The 15838-nt window shown below is 57.9% G+C and carries 17 protein-coding genes and 1 pseudogene; 7 read left to right on the plus strand and 11 right to left on the minus strand.

What is annotated here, in order from left to right; genetic code table 11:
• The first annotated feature begins 32 nt into the window (after positions 1 to 32).
• Together E1180_RS18390 and E1180_RS18395 are read left to right on the plus strand one after the other, a co-directional pair.
• Positions 33 to 350, plus strand: coding sequence for a hypothetical protein (locus E1180_RS18390; protein WP_155193441.1), 318 nt, complete (start codon positions 33 to 35; stop codon positions 348 to 350).
• A 360-nt stretch (positions 351 to 710) separates the two neighbouring features.
• A complete protein-coding gene (locus E1180_RS18395; RefSeq protein WP_208997234.1) occupies positions 711 to 1268 on the plus strand; it encodes a hypothetical protein in 558 nt (185 codons plus the stop codon).
• A 66-nt stretch (positions 1269 to 1334) separates the two neighbouring features.
• On the opposite strand, the gene ggt is transcribed toward E1180_RS18395, so the two are convergent.
• The gene (gene ggt / locus E1180_RS18400) at positions 1335 to 2930 is read right to left on the minus strand and encodes a gamma-glutamyltransferase (RefSeq protein ID WP_155193443.1); all 1596 of its coding nucleotides are present in this window, start codon (positions 2928 to 2930) and stop codon (positions 1335 to 1337) included.
• Between the two features lie 138 nt (positions 2931 to 3068).
• Between ggt and E1180_RS18405 the strand changes: the two genes are divergently transcribed.
• Entirely contained in the window at positions 3069 to 3500 is a 432-nt protein-coding gene (locus E1180_RS18405; protein WP_155193445.1) for a GlcG/HbpS family heme-binding protein, read from the plus strand.
• A gap of 29 nt (positions 3501 to 3529) precedes the next feature.
• On the opposite strand, the gene phaR is transcribed toward E1180_RS18405, so the two are convergent.
• Complete coding sequence (phaR, locus tag E1180_RS18410) at positions 3530 to 4108, minus strand: polyhydroxyalkanoate synthesis repressor PhaR (RefSeq protein ID WP_155193447.1); 579 nt, start codon at positions 4106 to 4108, stop codon at positions 3530 to 3532.
• Between the two features lie 310 nt (positions 4109 to 4418).
• On the opposite strand from phaR, the gene E1180_RS18415 reads away from it, so the two are divergent.
• Together E1180_RS18415 and phbB are read left to right on the plus strand one after the other, a co-directional pair.
• Positions 4419 to 5600 carry an acetyl-CoA C-acetyltransferase gene (locus E1180_RS18415; protein ID WP_155193449.1) on the plus strand — a complete coding sequence of 394 codons (1182 nt, stop codon included), beginning with the start codon at positions 4419 to 4421 and terminating at the stop codon, positions 5598 to 5600.
• Between the two features lie 224 nt (positions 5601 to 5824).
• Positions 5825 to 6553: an acetoacetyl-CoA reductase gene (phbB, locus tag E1180_RS18420; protein ID WP_155193452.1), complete on the plus strand. Its 729-nt coding sequence runs from the start codon at positions 5825 to 5827 to the stop codon at positions 6551 to 6553.
• Positions 6554 to 6669: 116 nt separating this feature from the next.
• On the opposite strand, the gene E1180_RS18425 is transcribed toward phbB, so the two are convergent.
• Positions 6670 to 7374 (minus strand): DUF3299 domain-containing protein, encoded by a 705-nt coding sequence (locus tag E1180_RS18425; protein ID WP_155193454.1) that lies wholly within the window; start codon positions 7372 to 7374, stop codon positions 6670 to 6672.
• A gap of 64 nt (positions 7375 to 7438) precedes the next feature.
• Positions 7439 to 8101, minus strand: a complete 663-nt coding sequence (locus tag E1180_RS18430) for a class I SAM-dependent methyltransferase (RefSeq protein WP_196220644.1) — start codon at positions 8099 to 8101, stop codon at positions 7439 to 7441.
• A gap of 84 nt (positions 8102 to 8185) precedes the next feature.
• Here E1180_RS18430 and E1180_RS18435 point away from each other — a divergent pair, with 84 nt between their 5' ends.
• A complete protein-coding gene (locus tag E1180_RS18435; protein WP_155193458.1) occupies positions 8186 to 8827 on the plus strand; it encodes a septation protein A in 642 nt (213 codons plus the stop codon).
• Between the two features lie 49 nt (positions 8828 to 8876).
• Here E1180_RS18435 and E1180_RS18440 read toward each other — a convergent pair whose 3' ends face one another.
• The 4 genes from E1180_RS18440 to E1180_RS18455 all read right to left on the minus strand — a co-directional run bounded on the left by E1180_RS18440 (position 8877) and on the right by E1180_RS18455 (position 11788).
• Entirely contained in the window at positions 8877 to 9299 is a 423-nt protein-coding gene (locus tag E1180_RS18440) for a hypothetical protein (RefSeq protein ID WP_155193461.1), read from the minus strand.
• Between the two features lie 172 nt (positions 9300 to 9471).
• Complete coding sequence (gene rpmF / locus E1180_RS18445) at positions 9472 to 9657, minus strand: 50S ribosomal protein L32 (RefSeq protein WP_155136158.1); 186 nt, start codon at positions 9655 to 9657, stop codon at positions 9472 to 9474.
• A gap of 201 nt (positions 9658 to 9858) precedes the next feature.
• Positions 9859 to 10581 carry a monofunctional biosynthetic peptidoglycan transglycosylase gene (mtgA, locus tag E1180_RS18450; RefSeq protein ID WP_155193463.1) on the minus strand — a complete coding sequence of 241 codons (723 nt, stop codon included), beginning with the start codon at positions 10579 to 10581 and terminating at the stop codon, positions 9859 to 9861.
• Positions 10568 to 11788, minus strand: a complete 1221-nt coding sequence (locus E1180_RS18455) for an SAM-dependent methyltransferase (protein ID WP_155193465.1) — start codon at positions 11786 to 11788, stop codon at positions 10568 to 10570. The genes mtgA and E1180_RS18455 overlap by 14 nt, the downstream gene beginning before the upstream one ends.
• A gap of 144 nt (positions 11789 to 11932) precedes the next feature.
• Between E1180_RS18455 and E1180_RS18460 the strand changes: the two genes are divergently transcribed.
• Positions 11933 to 12838, plus strand: a complete 906-nt coding sequence (locus tag E1180_RS18460; protein ID WP_425280928.1) for a polyprenyl synthetase family protein — start codon at positions 11933 to 11935, stop codon at positions 12836 to 12838.
• Here the strand turns inward: E1180_RS18460 and E1180_RS18465 are convergent.
• The 3 genes and pseudogenes from E1180_RS18465 to E1180_RS18475 all read right to left on the minus strand — a co-directional run bounded on the left by E1180_RS18465 (position 12822) and on the right by E1180_RS18475 (position 15783).
• Entirely contained in the window at positions 12822 to 13766 is a 945-nt protein-coding gene (locus tag E1180_RS18465; protein WP_155193467.1) for a prephenate/arogenate dehydrogenase family protein, read from the minus strand. The genes E1180_RS18460 and E1180_RS18465 overlap by 17 nt on opposite strands.
• Positions 13767 to 13782: 16 nt before the next feature.
• Positions 13783 to 14908: pseudogene (locus E1180_RS18470) on the minus strand (pyridoxal phosphate-dependent aminotransferase).
• Positions 14909 to 14919: 11 nt separating this feature from the next.
• Positions 14920 to 15783, minus strand: a complete 864-nt coding sequence (locus E1180_RS18475; RefSeq protein ID WP_155193469.1) for a chorismate mutase — start codon at positions 15781 to 15783, stop codon at positions 14920 to 14922.
• Positions 15784 to 15838 lie beyond the last annotated feature (55 nt).

A 15838-nucleotide genomic window follows, 5' to 3' on the forward strand; every position in this document is an offset into this window, starting at 1 on the left:
TGGCCACGGACTGGCCCGCCACGGAGACTAAAATGCAAGTACAGCCTATCGCGGCGATCCGTCCGCTGAAAATCCGCCAAAACCCGACAGTCAATCCCCAGAACGAGCAAGAAAAAGACAGCCAGAGTGGCAATCCTTTCGTCGCCGGAGAGTTTGGCGCCCACCAATATTTTGCAAGAACCACAGGAACCGGCTCCTACTACGGCGACCGTTCGGACTATTACACCCAGGTTTTGGCAGACGGTCATTCATCCGCGCAAACCGCGATGGAGCGCACCACCCGCATTTCCGAATATAAGGCGCCAAAAAACGATGCTGCGGCGGTTTCCGTCATAGCCGTATCGGTGTGAAAATCCGGGGCGGGCAATCGAACCGTCCGGCGGTTTCACCGCCGGATAAACTCAGCCTATGAAGTCATGACGAACGGGCGGGTTATGTGGAGTTTTCACGGGCCCCGCCGACTGCCGCACTTTCTTTTCGAGAATAACAACACGCCGCAGGGATACTACGCTCACGCAGATCATTACACATATTTAACATGATTCTCTGCGAATTCGCGTTGGAGAACAATCATAAATACATACCTGTAGGACGCAGAGGCGAAAAAATATGTGTTTTGTCTTGATGGCTATTTGCGTCGATAGACGAGGCCTTTCAGACAAGTGCCCTTTGTCGCCAATCACAGAAACCTTGTGATGAAAGGAAGTCCTATGAGAAATTTCAAGAGTGTGTTGGCGGGTTTGATCGCAGGTGGCGCCATGGTCCCAATGGCGGGCGCCGCAGTTGCGGAGACCAACTCGAGCCACATCAATACAATCTCCGAGCAGGCCGTGCTCGATGCGCAGGCCGCCTGGGGCGAAGGTATCGTCGATATTTCAGGCCACTATCTGGCAGGTGCGGACTACGCTGCCCGCGCTGCGGACCACATCAACACGCTTTATAGCTACGATGCCGGTCCGGTGATGTTCAAACCGACCCTCGCATCAGAGCACCAGTTCCGCGCGACGTTTGACGACGCCATGTCTTACTTTATCGGCCAGGACGGGACCGAGGACGAAGGCTTTGCCATCAAGGGCTGGACGAATGTCAGGTGGGACAATCACGGCATCTACACCGATCAGGATTCGGCGATGGCCATGGGGAACTATTATTTCACAGGCCCCGACGGAGAGGAAACCCAGGTGGAATACACATTCGGGTATGTCCTCGACGATGACGGCAATCTGAGGATCAATCTACATCATTCGTCACTGCCGTTCGCCGGCTGATGGTAAGGCGCCCCCGGCTGCCAACACTTAAAGCGCAGCCGAGTACTCCATTTGCTATACTGGGGACTAGTACCCGGCCGCGTGCCCATCTTTCCGCGGATCGGAGCCCGCCGTCAGAACATGCCGCGCGCGGTCGATCATGATGGCTTGCGCGCCCCCGATCGGGCCAGGTGCCGGGACCACTTCGTGCCCAAGCGCCCGCAGGCCGTCCAAAGTTGACGGCGGGATCAGCCGCTCGGCCTGCAGGGCGTGCGAATTCAGGTCAAAGAACATGCGCGGGAAGTCGATTGCCGCCTGAACATCCATGCCATAGTCGATGATGTTCGTGAGCACATGGCCATGCCCGCAGGCCTGATAGTGACCACCCATGACGCCAAAGGACAGGAAGGGCGCGCCGTCCTTGAGGACCATGGCCGGAATAATGGTGTGAAGCGGCCGTTTTCCGCCTTCAATCGTATTCGCATCGCCGGGCTGAACCTTGAACGATTTACCGCGGCAATGGAGCAGCACACCGCTTTCGGGCGCCACAATGCCGCTGCCAAAATCGCTGAACAGCGAGTTGATCAAGGAGACCGCCAACCCGTCCTTGTCTACAACGCTGACATAGACGGTGTCGGTCTGGGGTGCCAGCGACGTGGCAGGAATGGAGTCCATTCTCTTTTTGGCGGATATCAGCTTTGAGAGCTGATCCAGGTAGTCGCCGCCAATCAGCCTAGAATGGCAGATGTCCATATAGCCGGGGTCAGCCACGAATTGATCGCGGACGGCATAGGCAAGCCGCGCGGCCTCCATTTGCAGATGGAACCGCTCCGGACCCAGCGGATCCAGTGACGACAGATCGTACCGCTCCAGCAGCCCAAGCATCACCAATGCAATCACGCCCTGGCCGTTGGGCGGCAATTCGGCAATGGTATAGCCGTTGTAATCGCGCAGGATCGGAGACACAGCCGTCGTGTGGCAAGCCGCCAAATCGTCGGTTGTCATCACCCCGCCCCTTGCCTGCAGAGCGCCGACAATATCCTCGGCAACCGGACCGGTGTAGAAAGCGTCGGCTCCGCTTTCGCTGATGGCTTCAAGCGTATCGGCCAGATGCGGATATTTTAACACGGTTCCGGCTTCAGGCGCTGCGCCTTTAAGAAGGTAACGGGCGGCACTGATCGGATCAGCCGCCAGTTTTTCAAGATTGAGCGCCCAATCCCGCGCAACGCGCGGGGCGACCGGAAATCCCTCCCGCGCATAGTGAACCGAACGTTTGAACAAGGACTTGAATGGCTTTGACCCATGGGCCTTGTGCAGCGTTTCCCATGCACGGACGGCACCTGGAACTGTCACAGAATGCGGGGAGGTATCTGTGAGTTCGGTTACGCCAAGCTCCATCAGCTTCTTTGACGATGCAGCACGCGGCGCGGCGCCTGATCCATTGAACCCGGTCAGCTGTCCGTCCGGCTCCATGACGATGGCAAAACAATCGCCGCCAATGCCGGTCATATGCGGTTCCACAACGCACTGAACGGCAACGGCTGCAAGCGCTGCATCAACCGCGTTTCCTCCGGCTTGCAGAACTTCCAGCGCTGTGCTCGTTGAAAGGGGATGGGATGTTGCCGCAGCCCCGTCACGTGCATAGACCGGAGACCGTCCAGGGGCTTGAAAATCGCGCTTCAACAGATGTCCTCCAACCACGGATGCGAAGGATTGTTTCCTTTTCGCACCAGTTGCTTATCGATCCGGGAAGCTATCCACCAAGACGTTGTTCTGTTAGCAAACCCACTCACCGGCTGCACCATAAGGAGAACTGGCGGAATGCGCAAACTTACACTTTCAACCTCTGAGACCATCATTTCTGCCGCTTTCGAAAAAGCGGCCGAGCTCGGATTGAAGCCGTTGACCGTTGCGGTGCTGGATGCAGGTGGACACCTGGTGGCCCTTCAGCGTCAGGATGGGTCCTCGATCATGCGGCCGCAGATTGCCATGGGCAAGGCGACAGGCGCACTTGCCGTCGGCACCGGAACCCGTTGGCTGAACGCGAATGCTGAAACCCGGCCCCACTTCGTGAATGCCTTGAACGGCGTTTCTGGCGGCGCGATTGTCCCAGTCCCGGGCGGCGTCATCATTAAGAACGATGACGGTGAAGTTCTCGGCGCTGTCGGGATTACAGGCGATACGTCAGACAACGACGAAGCGTGCGCTGTCGCCGGCATCGAGAAGACCGGCCTGAGCACAGATTGCGGCTAAGTGAAAAAGAAAGGGCGCCCCTGGCGCCTTTAAGCTTTGTCAGACAGCTGGTTGATCTTCTTTTGCATGTCTTCCAGCTGTTTTTTCATGTCGTCAAGATCGGAACTGTCCGGTTTAGCGGCGGGAGTTTCGGCTGGGGCATTGGCTCCACTGTCAGCGGTCGGAAACGGCATGAACATTTTCATCGCCCGCTCGAACATCTCGGTGTTCCGCTTCACCTGATCCTCGATCGCGTCAAAGGCCGTCGCTCCGAAAGCTTCACTCATTTGCGAGCGTAGCTTCTCTTGTTCCTTGGTCAGCGAGGTCATGGAGTATTCTAGGAAGCTCGGCACAAGCCCCTGCATGCTGTCGCCGTAAAAACCGATCAGCTGGCGCAAGAAGCTCACGGGCAGCAGGTTTGTGCCCTTAGCCTCCTGCTCGAAGATGATCTGCGTCAGAACCGACCGGGTGATGTCATCGCCGCTTTTGGCATCAAAGACGACGAAATCCTCCTCGCCCTTCACCATCACCGCCAGGTCCTCCAACGTGACATAGGTGCTCGTACCGGTGTTGTAGAGACGCCGGTTGGCGTACTTCTTGATGATGGTCGGCTCGCTGGTCTTGGCCATTCGTCACTTCCGCATGTCACACTCTGGGTCGAGCCCGGGTGGCTGTTTTTCATTTGACGACAAGGCCTTCGCAGACCTGTCATCTCCTCCGGCTAAGAGACTATGCCAATCGCATCGGGTCATGCCACCTTTTTATGTGCACTGACGAAAGGATAATACCGCAGACGCGAAAACAGGACGCGGATAAGGGTTGTCACGGTTGACACATTTACGGCTGCGGTTTCTAGTTTGTGCATAATTACGGATCAAAGAGTGCCCTAGCGGCACCAAACCACTAGGCCCGCCAGGGCCATGAGTTCGGGAGAATAGGATGAGCGCTTCCAAAGACGTCGTCATTGTCAGTGCGACCCGCACACCAGTCGGGTCCTTCAACGGATCCTTTGCCAATACGCCCGCCCACGAACTGGGCGCTCACGTGATCAAAGCAGCACTCGAGCAGGCCAAAGTTGACGGCGGCGATGTTGATGAAGTTGTCTTCGGCCAGGTCCTCACAGCAGGCCAGGGCCAGAACCCTGCCCGCCAGGCTGCGATTGCCGCCGGCATTTCAGACAAGTCCACTGCCTGGGCGCTGAATCAGGTTTGCGGCTCAGGCCTTAGAACCGTCGCCATTGCAGCGCAGCAGATCCATACCGGCGACGCGACGATTATGGTCGCAGGCGGACAGGAAAACATGACCCAGTCGCCCCACTGCGCGCCGATGCGTGCAGGCTACAAAATGGGCGATTACAAAATGATCGACACCATGATCAAGGATGGCCTATGGGACGCCTTCAACGGCTACCACATGGGCCAGACAGCAGAGAACGTTGCCGAGAAGTGGCAGATTACCCGCGAACAGCAGGATGAGTTTGCAGTCGCTTCTCAAAACAAGGCGGAAGCCGCTCAAAAGGCCGGCAAGTTCAAGGATGAAATCACCCCGTTCACCGTCAAAACCCGCAAGGGCGACATCGTGGTCGAGGACGACGAGTACATCCGTCATGGCGCCACCTTGGACAGTGTCACAAAGCTCCGCCCGGCCTTTACCAAGGAGGGGACAGTTACGGCCGCGAACGCATCCGGCATCAATGACGGTGCCGCAGCACTTGTCGTCATGAGCGCTGAGGAAGCCGAGAAACGCGGTTTGAAGCCTCTGGCGCGGATCGCTTCCTGGGCAACGGCCGGTGTGGATCCGGCCATTATGGGCTCCGGACCGATCCCAGCATCCCGCAAGGCTCTCGAGAAAGCCGGATGGGCGGCTGAAGATCTGGATCTTGTAGAGGCCAACGAAGCCTTTGCGGCCCAGGCGTGTGCCGTTAACAAGGACATGGGCTGGAGCTCGGACGTTGTAAACGTCAATGGCGGCGCCATCGCGATCGGCCACCCGATCGGCGCCTCCGGTGCCCGCATCCTGTGCACGCTGCTGCATGAGATGGTCCGCAGGGATGCCAAAAAGGGATTGGCAACCTTGTGCATCGGTGGTGGCATGGGCGTTGCCATGTGCCTGGAGCGTTAAGCACTCCATTGAGAATTGTCATGGCCGCACCTGCAAGGAGCGGCCATGATTTCAGCACGCATTGATTAGGGCTCATCAGCGCAGGGCACAAAAGCAACCCGGCTGACCGGCCGGACGCTTGTGGGGTATTTCATCAGATGTGACCCGTGAGTACGGTGCTTTCTTGGGAAGAGAACTTCAAAAAGGCCGGAATAGGCCCGGAGTTGGAAGTTAGGAGGAACGGAATGAGTAAGGTCGCAGTGGTGACGGGGGGAACACGGGGAATTGGCGAGGCAATTTCGCGCGGTTTGAAAGATGCAGGATACACCGTGGCGGCCACTTATGCCGGCAACACGGAAAAGGCAGAGGCTTTCAAAGCAGAAACCGGGATCCACGTTTTCAAATGGGACGTGTCCGATCCGGAAGCTTGTGCTGCAGGCATTGCGCAGGTCGAAAGCGAACTCGGACCGGTGGAAGTGCTGGTCAACAACGCCGGCATTACCCGTGACGGCATGTTCCACAAAATGACTTTCGATCAATGGCGCGATGTGATGTCGACCAACCTCGACAGCATGTTCACCATGACCCATCCGGTTATCAATGGCATGCGTGGACGCGGATCGGGCCGGATCATCAATATATCCTCCATCAATGGTCAGAAGGGCCAGATGGGACAGGCAAACTATTCCGCTGCAAAAGCTGGCGTGATCGGCTTCACCAAGGCACTCGCACAGGAAAACGCGTTCAAGGGCATCACCGTGAATTGCGTCTGCCCGGGCTATATCAACACCGACATGGTCGCCGCCATGCCGGAAAAGGTCCTGGAATCCATCGTCGCCGGCATCCCGGTCGGCCGCCTTGGCCATCCGGAGGAAATCGCGCAGACCGTGGTTTACCTTGCCTCTGATGCAGCCGCATTCATGACAGGTGCCGTCATGACCATCAATGGTGGCCAATACGTCGCGAACGGCTAACAGGGCTGGTGATATAAGGGATTGGGAAGGGCGCCGATGAGCGCCCTTTCTTTTTCCCGTAAAGCACCTCTAGCGTGGTGAAAGTGAAGTTCGTTCGGCGCCTGCCGGGAAATGCCTCAATGAGCGGAAAAGAGCGTACGATCCTGCGGTCGGGGCCTGAAAGCCTTGTCCGGATGCAAGACCGCATCGGTCATGTTAAGTGCCGCCACCATATCGACCTCACCGTCCAGAAGATTGATGGTCTGGCGGGTCAGCGTGAGATCAATCCGGCCTGTTAACCGGACCCGCTGGTAGATTCTGTCAGGCTGCCAGCTTGAACCGGCCTGATACCGGATCATCTGATTGGGATCGGGTGCCGGGACATGACTGCACATCCCATATTGCGGCACCAGATATCCGCCGCGCGAGGTCCCGTCGGGCTCGAGGACCGGAATGACATATCCCGTAATCGAAATCGTCTGATTGTCCAGCGCTGCATTTCCGGTAATAGCTGCAGTCAACCTCTTGTCCGCGATTTCCTGCCGCCGGCTGAGCAACGCATCCGTATCAACCCCGGACACAGCCAGTTTGGCTTCCGCGGCCTCGAGCTGCTGCATGACAGCAAATAGATTGTCTTCAGAAACGTTGCCCGTGTCCAATTGCTTGCGGAGACGGACTACGGTCGCAAGGGATCTCAGCTCCAGGATGTTGAGAGCCTCGAAGGGATCTTCGAAATTCTGTGAGGCCGGATCCTTCAAATCCTCCCAGGACACGCGTTTTGCCGCCTGGACATCCGCTGCCACCAGCCAAAAACACGACACCAGGATGAGCAGCCGCCTCATGTCTCTATCCTTGAAAGACAGGCAGCAAACGGCAGTCCGATAGTCTGATGAGCAATGGTCGTCATCACCTCAACCTACCCGGCTTAGCTTCCAGGACCATCCAGGTCCATTCAACGCCCTTCTTCCGGTTTGCGGCCTGTAGCGAGGACGCCCTGGCTGCCCGCAACACGGTGAAGCCACATTGTTCTGCCGCAGCAATTGTGCCGTTGGGGTCAATTGGAAACACTGGCCGGTCCGGCGCACCCGGCCCATGGCGCAATGACAGGATGACACGCCCCTTCGGTGCCGTAAGATCAAATATCCGTGCCATGGCAGCAGAGCGCATTGTTTCCTTCAAATGCTGCCAGACACCGATCAGAACAATCAGGTCGAAGGAAGCGCGTGCCCTTAATCCCGGCAAGTCTGGCAAATGGGCTTCGATCCACTCAATCTCGCGGCCCTGATGAATTTGCCGCCCGGCTTCCCGAAGTCGCCGGGCCGGTTCAACGGCGGTCACCTTGTGTCCCCGCCCCGCAAACCATGCGGCATCCCGGCCGGTCCCGGCTCCGATATCCAGAACGCGCGCCGGCTCACGCGGAAGAAGGTCCAGAACGGGCGCATAAAGTGCGGGAACGTCAAAGCTCTCAGACTGTTCTATCCACGCGTCGGAGACATGTTCATAGCCCTCCGCACCATCGGGGATGCTGCACTGATCAATGCTATTTCCGCCGGTTACGGCCCTTTCCAACCCATGCTCCCCTTGACCTTGCAGGTTAGACATCCCTATGTGGCAAACAAGATCACAAAATGGCACAAGGCCCGAAAGACCGTCATGGAATTTGAAAAAGATCCGAATGATCCCGCACGCAAGGAACTGTCGCCGCTCCTGAAGTTGGCACTGGAGCTCGGGCCGCTTGGGATATTCTTCCTGTTCAATTCCAGGGGCGAGCAAATCGCCGCGAGCTTTCCGGTCCTGCAGGCAATCGGTGAGCCGATCTTCCTGGCCACTGCTGCCTTCATGGTGGCGATCACGATTTCGCTCACCGTATCGCTATGGCTGACCAAGCGCCTGCCGGTCATGCCGCTGGTCTCGGGTGTCGTGGTGCTTGTCTTTGGTGCGCTGACGCTCTGGCTTCACGACGAGCTCTTCATCAAACTGAAGCCAACCATCGTCAACTGTCTGTTTGGCTCGGTCCTGCTGGCCGGTTTGCTGTTCGGCAAGTCCCTGCTTGGCTACGTATTTGACAGCGCGTTCAAGCTGACAGACGAAGGCTGGCGCAAGCTGACCTTCCGATGGGGGGTCTTCTTCTTTGTTCTGGCTGCCATCAACGAGATTGTCTGGCGGAATTTCTCGACCGATTTCTGGGTCAACTTCAAGGTTTTCGGCGTTATGCCGATCACGCTGATCTTCACACTGACACAGCTGCCGCTGATCCAGAAACACGCGGTCGTCGAGGAAGAAAAAGAGGCCTGAGATTTAACCTCAGGTCGCACAACTGCCATCCCGGATTGGGTGCCGGGTCCTAATGCCCGTCGCCGTGGCCAAAGGATACGTCCCGGCGGGCGCCGGTGATGGAGATCGAAAAGCCGGCAATCACGTCGATCAGTGAGATCGCCATCAAAATAAAGAAGAGCGAGGTTGCCGCCTGGGGCAATACCAGGAAGGCAACCAGATAAGCGATGAACACCAGCACGGACAGCATGTGGTCCATCAAAGCTGTTGTTCCGATCCGCGTCGCCTTCATGATTTCAATGAACAGAAAGAACAATCCGGCGGTGATCAGAAGATCGCTGACCAGGAGCTGGAATGTTGCGCCAGACACCATGGCGACGGTAATGACCGGGTCGGCCCACAGGCCCGGATTGGCCGCACCTGCGGTGAACGCAAGGCCAATGTAGGTCAGGAATGTAATCAGGGTGAAAGGAACAGCGGAAAATAGACGCATGAAAGGCTCCAAAGCGGATCGGCCCACGACAGCCGGTGCGGTTGCACCTGACACGATCATTCGGGCCAATTCAAGAACGGATATCCGTGAAAAGAAAAAGGCCGGCCCGTCGGAACAAGGCCAGCCTCAATCTTGGTGTTGCCATACGGCGATCCGAACCGGAAAGAACGCGTTATGCGTCGTCTTTCGGGGTCATGATCTGACGGCCCCGGTACATGCCGGTCTTCAGGTCGACGTGGTGCGGGCGGCGCAGTTCGCCCGAATCCTTATCCTCGACGTAAGTCGGCTGCTTCAGGGCGTCCGCGGAACGGCGAAAACCGCGCTTCATGCGCGAGGTTTTTCTCTTTGGAACGGCCATTTTGTTTTTCTCCGTGGTCCATAACCGCGCGGCCCGGACCGGGTCAGCCCGGGGCGTGGCGGCACGCAGCGTGTTGGAATGCGCGGGGTTATACAGGCAAAGTCCAGTGTTTTCCACCCCACCAGCGAAATTTTTGTTGGGCCGCAGTTCGCGGCCCTGATTCGGACCCCACCGCCTCACAAAATCGCCCGCGCGCCGCTCCTACTCGATCACACATCCAAAGATATTGCCCGATTGCCGGACCCGCGCCAAATTGGTACCGGCAAGCCGCCGGTGCCCGGCGGATGGTTTGGCGGGATTACGACCGCGTGGATTGGGAAGGGCCGTCGCAAGCCGCGCCGCTTCGGTCCGGGAAAGATCTTTCGCAGGCTTGCCGAACCAGGCATGACTGGCAGCTTCCGCCCCAAAAATCCCCTCGCCCCATTCAGCAATGTTCAAGTAGATTTCCAGTATGCGTTTCTTGCTCAGGATCGCATCCAGCATCAAGGCCAGCGGCAGTTCCAGCGCTTTGCGGACATAGGACCTATCTCCCCAAAGGAACAGGTTCTTGGCCGTCTGCATGGTGATCGTGCTTGCACCCCGCGGGCGCTCGCCCTCGCTCAAGGCCTCAACCTGATCTTGTAAGGCGCCCCACTCGACACCGTCATTCGAGCAAAACCCGCTGTCTTCCGACGTGATGACCGACTTGATGAGGTTCGGAGAGATGTCGCTCAGCGAGACCCATTGGCGGTCCACCCACAAAAACTGGACATAACGCCCGAGCATCAGCGTGCTGACGGGCGGAACCACCGAATACAGAACGGTGAGGGCAGGCGGCAGTAAAAGGAGTGCGATGAGGATCTGCACGGCCCGCCGCCGCAGCCGCTGTCTTAGAGACGGTTTTTGAGACGCACCCGGTTTGGAGGCCGATTTAGCCTGCGGCATTCAGTATCCGTTCGTTATCGACCATAAAGTCTCTCAGGATGGGGACCGCGTCCCGTTCTTTCGACAGCAAGAGCTGGAACACCATATTGGACCCGTGCAGAAACCCGAGCTCCACCGCGCTGAGATAAAACTCCCACATCCGGCAAAAGGCGTCGTCATAAAGAGCAGCCGCATCCGCGCGGCGCTCTTCGAAACGGATCCGCCAATCCCGGATCGTGTAGTAGTAATGCAACCTCAGGATTTCCGCGTCGCAGACCCATAACCCAAGACGTTCCGTCGATGCAAAAACTTCCGAAAGCGCGGGAACATATCCGCCTGGGAAAATGTACTTCCGGATAAATGGCCCGGTAGTTCCAGGCGGGGTCATGCGGCCGATGGAGTGAACAACAGCAAATCCATTGTCCGTGAGGCAGTCGCGGATCTTCCCGAAATAGGCGTCCAGGTGGCCTATGCCCACGTGCTCCATCATTCCAACGGATATGATGCGGTCAAATTGCCCCTCAAACTCCCGGTAGTCCTTCAGGACAAACTCCACACGGTCTTCCACACCTGCGGCCTTGACCCGTTGTTCGGCAATTTTGACCTGCTCGGGAGACACATTCAGGGATGTGACATGGGCTCCGGCCTGTGCCATCCGGATCGCCAGAGAGCCCCAGCCACCGCCAATTTCCAGAACTCTCATATCCGGTTGGAGATCAAGTTTTGCGACCAGATGGGTCAGCTTTTGCGCCTGGGCCGCCTCCAGGCTGTCGTCCTCGCTGCGGTAATAGGCACAGCTGTAGTTCAGCCCATCATCCAGAAACAGCCGGTAAAGATCTGTCGAGAGATCATAATGATGGCGGGCTTGGGCTTTTGCCCGCTCAACGCTGTTTTTCTGCTGGTATCGCCGAAGAGCTTTCCAGCTTTTGCGCAGCAGGCTTTGCACCGGATGCGCACCGAGCGGGGCCCGGTTAATGGAGAAGAGGAACATAAAATCATAGCAGGTTGACCCCTCTTCCATGGTCAGGCTGCCGTCCATATAAGCTTCGCCCGCCGCAAGCTCCGGGTTCAAGAACAATGCCGTATAGAGCTTCTTGCTGTGCAGCCGGATCGTCACGGTCGGTCCGTTCTCGCCGGACCCGAACTCGTGAAGCTCTCCGGCGGCATCAATGACCCGCATCCGGCCATTCTTGATGAAGGAACGTAAAAGGCCGGACAGTAATTTCATGAGGAACTCCCGCTTTCGGAAAACTGAGAGACAAAAAATCATAAGGTAAGCGTCAATTTGGGATTGCGGTCTTGACGATACAGCGAATCCGCTTCACGGAAACCCCATGAGACCAAACAATGTTTTGAGCCGCCGGAGCCATTTGTGACATTTGATTTCGTTCAGCATTTGGCAAGCGCCGCCAAGCGTATCGACACCGCGCTTGAAGACATCCTGCACAATCAGGCTGGGGAGATGGAAATTACCCGCCCCGCGCGCTTGATTGCAGCCATGCGCCATGGGGCGCTCAATGGCGGCAAACGGCTGCGCCCGGTCCTGATGATGGAGAGCGCGGCGCTGTTTGACGCAGATCCCGGCCAGGTGGTTCCAGCCGCCTGCGCCCTGGAACTGATCCACTGCTATTCCCTTGTCCATGATGATCTGCCGGCCATGGATGATGATGACCTGCGGCGGGGCCAGCCCACCGTTCATAAAGCATTTGACGATGCAACGGCGATCCTTGCCGGTGACGCCCTGCTGACGTTGGCATTCGACATCATCGCAGACGAAAAAATCCATCAGGATCCGGCGGTCCGCCTTCGCCTTTCACGTGAACTCGCCCGGGCGGCCGGTATTGGCGGCATGGCAGGGGGCCAGATGCTCGATCTGGAGTCCGAGCACCGGCAGAGAACGGAAGCCGAAATCCGGCAGTTGCAGGCCATGAAGACAGGCGCATTATTGCGTTATGCCTGCCGCGCCGGGGCTATCCTCGCTCAAGCGTCACCTGAGGACGTGGACAGCCTGACCCGGTTTGGCGAAATCATCGGGCTTGCCTTTCAGCTCGCCGATGATCTTCTCGATGTCGAAGCAAGCCCGGAGGCCATGGGCAAGGCCACCGGAAAGGATGCCGAGGCCGGAAAAGCCACGCTGGTCGGCCTCTTAGGTCCGGAAAAAACACGTCAGGAACTCGTCCAGCTTTTGGACGATGCCAACAAGTTGCTGGAACCGTTCGGCGAGCGGGCCCGTGTTCTGCGCGCGCTGGCCGGGTTTATTGTTACTCGGCCAAGTTAGCCGACCCCGGCTTGCCGTGGCGCCCGAAGTCGGGCGCGTCAGTTTCCTGTCCCGCCTCGATGATAGACCGGCGGATACCTCTGGTGCGGGTAAACAGATCAAAGAGCTGTTCGCCATCTCCCCAGCGGATTGCCCGCTGCAGCGCAGACAGGTCCTCTGAAAACCGCGCCAGCATCTCCAGGATCGCATCCTTATTGTTCAGGCAGACATCCCGCCACATGATCGGGTCGGACGCAGCGAGGCGTGTAAAGTCACGGAAACCGGAAGCCGAATACTTGATCACCTCCGATTTTGTCACCGCTTCAAGATCGTCTGCGGTTCCGACGATGTTATAAGCAATCAGATGCGGAAGATGCGAAACAATCGCCAGAACAAGGTCATGATGTTTGGCATCCATGATATCGACGGTTGAGCCGCAGCCCTCCCAGAACTTGGTCAGCTTCTCAACTGCGGCGGGGTCTGTTCCCTCCGGCGGGGTCAAAATGCACCAGCGCTCGTCAAATAGGGTCGGAAAGCCGGCATCCGGACCGGATTGCTCTGTGCCCGCGATCGGGTGACCTGGAACAAAATGGACACCATCGGGCACATGCGGACCGACCTGATCGACAACAGATCCTTTGGTAGAGCCGGCATCGGTCAGGATTGCGCCCGGCTTCAACGCCGGCTTGATCCATTTCGCAACAGCCTCGTTGGCCCCAACCGGCACGCACAGAATAACAAGATCCGCCCCCTCAACGGCAGTAGCGGCGTCCAATTCGTAGACATCGCCCAAGCCGAGTTCCTCAGCGCGCTGCAAGGTTTCGGGTGAGCGCGTTGAAATCGCGATTTCCTTGACCAATCCGCGCTGACGGGCAGCCTGCGCCAGAGAGGACCCGATCAGGCCAATCCCGATCAGGGCGAGCCTGTCAAATAGAGGGGCACCAGACATTATTGTTTTTCTTCTTTCAGGCTTGTCCCAGGAATGACTTGAGAAGGCCGACAACCGTGCGGTTGGCATCTTCAGTGCCAATACTCATGCGCAGCGCATTTGGGAGGCCGTAATTGCCAACAAGGCGCAGGACGCAACCATTGTCCAGCAGATAGGCATCCGCATCAACGGCCCGTTTGCCCTGCTCGTCCGGAAAGTGCACCAGTACGAAATTGCCGACACTCGGCGTTACCTTGAGGCCCAGCGCCTCCAGTTCCGAAGTGACCCATGGCAACCATTTGTCATTGTGTTCGACCGCTCTTGACAGAAAGTCACGGTCCTTGACCGCAGCTACTCCGGCCGCGATGGCAACACCAGACACATTGAAAGGCCCTCGGATACGGTTCAGCGCATCAATAACGTGAGCCGGGCCGAACCCCCATCCAAGACGCAGGTTTGCAAGGCCATATACCTTGGAGAACGTCCGGGTCATGATGACATTGTCAGCCGTCGCGGCCAGTTCGAGGCCGCTTTCATAATCATTCCGGCGCACATATTCACCGTAAGCGGCATCCAGCACCAGAAGCACATGGGCAGGCAGCCCTGCATGCAGGCGGCGCACTTCTTCAAACGGCAGGTATGTGCCAGTCGGATTGTTCGGATTGGCTATGAAAACCATTTTGGTCTTCGCCGTCACCCGCGCCAGGATTGCATCGACATCCGTGGTGAGATCCTGTTCCGGCGCAATGACAGGCACCGCACCGGCCGCACGGATCGCGATGTCGTAAACGAGGAAGCCGTGCTCGGAGTAGATCGCCTCATCACCCGCGCCAAGATAGGCATACGCAATCAGGCTGAGGATTTCATCGGATCCTGCCCCGCAAATAATCCGGTCCGGGTTCAGGCCATAGACGTCGCCGATGGCAGCCCGCAAATCGCTGGACCCGCCATCAGGATAAAGTTCGAGATGGCCCAATGTCTTTCATCGCAGCGGCAGCGGCCGGACTCGCGCCCAGCGGTGTTTCATTCGAAGACAGCTTGTGCAGCGTCTTGCCGCCCGTCGCCTTGGACTTTCCAGGAACATAAGGCGCAATACTCATCACACCGGGTTTCGGCTGCGGCCGGTTTGACGTTTCTACTGCTGCGTCGCCGATTGTTGTCATCTCATTCATCCTCAAGACCCCTCATCCTCGGGCCCAAACTCATCTGATGCGCCGTCACCATCGATTGGCGCGGCATATCCGCCAATCCGGCGCAAGACTTCCGGTGCCGCCCCGGCCAGGGCACAGGCACGTTGAACATCTTCTTCCGTCAAATCGCCAGAGACGGCAATCATGGCATCGACACCGGCGGCCGAGCGGAAGAAACTCAAAACCTCGATGCCCTGATCCATCAGTTTCCCCGGCAAGATGTCAGACCAGCGCGCATCAAATACCGAAACATCTGCCGTTTCAGCAAGACCGGGCGATTTCGACAGGACCAATGCCGGTAAGTCCGCTGGGCGGTCGTCCATGACCACAAACGGCAGCCGGGCACTGACAAGCGCACCCGCGTCGCTCAATCCGCGCCACCAGGGCAGATCCGCACGGTCGGTCAAAGCCACAATGCCCAAATCGTGCGGCGAGGCGGTTACCGCCCCCACTACATCGGCCGCGTCACTTGCCGGGACCAGTTCGACTGAAAATCCGAAATAGAACCGTGCAAGATCCAGCATGTCCGTCAGTTCTGCGCTGCCATCCAGATGGACGGCGTAGTCCGTGAGCGTGTTCGTGCAACCGCCTACAGTACCGCGCCAGATTTGCTCGACCGTGACAAGCGGCAGGTCACCGGAATGCCGCTCAATCAGATGCCGCATGACGTCCGCATCCCGGTCGGGATAAAACGGAGACACGCTCTCGCCAGCCGCCTGACGGGCAGCATAAACACCGGCCTCCGCCCGGGCCCGTGCAATCAGTGCATCGTGGATCTGCGCATCCAGTACATCAATCTGATGGCGCAGCTCCGTAAGCGACTGTCCGCTGTCGGGCATGTCTGACATGATATCTCCGGCAATTGTCATGGTTTGCGGCCGCTAGTCATAGGCATGTGATCGG

The sequence above is a fragment of the Roseibium denhamense genome, from assembly GCF_009711415.1.
GTDB lineage: Bacteria > Pseudomonadota > Alphaproteobacteria > Rhizobiales > Stappiaceae > Roseibium > Roseibium denhamense.

Coding starts and splice junctions, on each gene's coding strand:
- E1180_RS18435 (WP_155193458.1), top strand. CDS start 8,186: ATGGAATTTGAAAAAGATCCGAATGATCCCGCACGCAAGGAACTGTCG.
- E1180_RS18390 (WP_155193441.1), top strand. CDS start 33: ATGCAAGTACAGCCTATCGCGGCGATCCGTCCGCTGAAAATCCGCCAA.
- E1180_RS18405 (WP_155193445.1), top strand. CDS start 3,069: ATGCGCAAACTTACACTTTCAACCTCTGAGACCATCATTTCTGCCGCT.
- phbB (WP_155193452.1), top strand. CDS start 5,825: ATGAGTAAGGTCGCAGTGGTGACGGGGGGAACACGGGGAATTGGCGAG.
- E1180_RS18425 (WP_155193454.1), bottom strand. CDS start 7,374: ATGAGGCGGCTGCTCATCCTGGTGTCGTGTTTTTGGCTGGTGGCAGCG.
- E1180_RS18465 (WP_155193467.1), bottom strand. CDS start 13,766: ATGTCTGGTGCCCCTCTATTTGACAGGCTCGCCCTGATCGGGATTGGC.
- E1180_RS18475 (WP_155193469.1), bottom strand. CDS start 15,783: ATGTCAGACATGCCCGACAGCGGACAGTCGCTTACGGAGCTGCGCCAT.
- rpmF (WP_155136158.1), bottom strand. CDS start 9,657: ATGGCCGTTCCAAAGAGAAAAACCTCGCGCATGAAGCGCGGTTTTCGC.
- mtgA (WP_155193463.1), bottom strand. CDS start 10,581: ATGCCGCAGGCTAAATCGGCCTCCAAACCGGGTGCGTCTCAAAAACCG.
- phaR (WP_155193447.1), bottom strand. CDS start 4,108: ATGGCCAAGACCAGCGAGCCGACCATCATCAAGAAGTACGCCAACCGG.
- E1180_RS18455 (WP_155193465.1), bottom strand. CDS start 11,788: ATGAAATTACTGTCCGGCCTTTTACGTTCCTTCATCAAGAATGGCCGG.
- E1180_RS18395 (WP_208997234.1), top strand. CDS start 711: ATGAGAAATTTCAAGAGTGTGTTGGCGGGTTTGATCGCAGGTGGCGCC.
- E1180_RS18440 (WP_155193461.1), bottom strand. CDS start 9,299: ATGCGTCTATTTTCCGCTGTTCCTTTCACCCTGATTACATTCCTGACC.
- E1180_RS18415 (WP_155193449.1), top strand. CDS start 4,419: ATGAGCGCTTCCAAAGACGTCGTCATTGTCAGTGCGACCCGCACACCA.